Below are 1,965 nucleotides of genomic sequence, written 5' to 3'. Positions count from 1 at the left end.
GCCCTGGGCGACGCGGCCCTGGACGTGAGCCGCACGGTGGGCTGGTTTACCACTACCTACCCCGTCGTGCTCGACCTGCGCCACGGGCCCCAACAGCGCCAGCGGCAGTTGGTGGAAGTGAAGGAGACGCTGCACCGGGTGCCCAACAAGGGCCTGGGCTACGGCGTGCTCACCTACTTAGCCGGCCGAAAAGAGGTGGCTGGTCCTCCCGCCGAACTGACCTTTAACTACCTGGGCGACTTTGGCGCGGTGCCGGGCGGGGGAGAAGCGGCAGGCGCCGCAGCTCCGTTCACTTTTAGTGAAGAGAGTTCGGGCCGCGAGGTGAGCCCGCAGCACGGGCGCACCAGCCTGCTGGACGTTTCGGGCCTGGTCGTGGGCGGACAGCTGAGCCTGATGGTGAGCTACGACGCGGGCCGCTTCTCGGCGGCCACCATGCAGCAGCTGATGACGGCCTACGCCCAGGAGCTGGAAGCATTGCTCGACGAGTTGGCCCAAGAACACACCGCTCAACTCACCCCCGTCGACCTCACCTTTAAGGGACTCAGCATAGAACAATTACAACAGCTAAACGAAATGTTATGAAAATTGAAGATGTTTATTCATTAAGCCCACTACAACAGGGATTATACTATCATTGGCTGAGCTCACCCGAAGCCTATTTCGAGCAGATTACTTACCGTCTGGAAGGGGAGCTGAACGTGGATGCGCTCCAGAAAAGCTACCAGGCCCTGATGGCGCGCCACGCCGTATTGCGCACTTGCTTTACCCCCAATTTCGGCGAAGAAGTGCTACAGGTGGTGCAAAAGGAAGCGCCGGTAGCCTTCACTTATTTGGATGTATCCAATAAAGAGGATTTCTCACTGGCAGCCTTTAAGGAAGCTGACCGGCAGAAGGGCTTCAACCTGCATAAAGGCTCGCAGATGCGCCTAACGGTGCTGGCCCTGGGCCAGCACACGCACGAGTTTATCTGGAGCCACCACCACATCCTGATGGATGGCTGGTGCAGCGGTTTGCTGATCCGGGACTATTTTGAGATATACCACAGCATCGTGCAGGTGCGGCTGCCGCAGCTCACGAAGGTTCATCCGTATTCCAACTACATCAAGTGGCTGCTAGCCCGCGACAAAGAGGCTTCGCTGCAGTATTGGAACCAGTATTTGCAGGGCTATGACACCATTAGTTCCCTGCCCAAAGCCACGACCACGCCGGAGGCTGGCTACGACGTAAAACAAAAGGCGTTTGCCCTGGAGCCGTCCGTTCGGCAAGGCCTGAAAAGTCTGTGCGAAGAGCTAGCCATTACCGAGAATAGCTTCATTCAGGCGGTATGGGGTATGCTGCTGAGCAAATACAACAATACCACCGACGTTGTATTCGGCGGCGTGGTATCGGGCCGGCCGGCCGAGATAGAGGGCATTGAGGAGATGATCGGCTTGTTCATCAACACCATTCCCGTGCGTATCCGCGCCCCACACGACATGAGCGTGCGGGAGCTGCTGAAGCAGGTGCAGCAGGAGTCCATTGAAGCAATTGCTCACCACTACACCCAGCTCTCGACCATCCAGACCAACAGCGAGCTGGGCCGGGGCCTGTTTGATCATGTGCTGGTGTTCGAGAATTTTCCGCTGCAGGAAATGGTGCAGCAGGGCATGGATGCCCAGGGCGGCGGCGAGCAGCTTTCCCTGCTAGCCTCCAGCAGCCACGACCAAACCAACTACGATTTCACCCTGATGCTAATGCCGGGGGAAGTCTTCCATATCGTGTTCAACTACAACGGGCACGTCTATACCGATGAGCTGCTAACGCGCCTGCAGGACCACTTCACCCGTCTCATTGCGCAGGTAATAGAAAATCCATTCGTATCCATCGGTGCGGTAGAGTACCTGAGTGTGGAGGAGCGGGAGGAGTTGCTGGTGGGCTTCCAGGGCGAAGCCCTGCCCGGGGGGGATGCTATGGCGGCCGGGGCCG

2 protein-coding genes are annotated in these 1,965 nt (G+C 58.3%); both read left to right on the top strand.

The features are described from left to right. On the top strand, nt 1-582 hold a 582-nt coding region (locus tag LGH74_RS24765), incomplete at its 5' end, for a condensation domain-containing protein (RefSeq protein WP_226180881.1). Continuing rightward, a partial coding sequence (locus LGH74_RS24760; RefSeq protein WP_226180879.1) for a condensation domain-containing protein occupies nt 579-1,965 on the top strand: 1,387 nt, incomplete at its 3' end. The genes LGH74_RS24765 and LGH74_RS24760, both read left to right, overlap by 4 nt.

It is taken from the genome of Hymenobacter lucidus, from assembly GCF_020447265.1.
GTDB classification, from domain to species: Bacteria; Bacteroidota; Bacteroidia; order Cytophagales; family Hymenobacteraceae; genus Hymenobacter; species Hymenobacter lucidus.
Note: the sequence above shows the minus strand (reverse complement) of the source record. Positions and strands in the feature narration are given on the sequence as shown.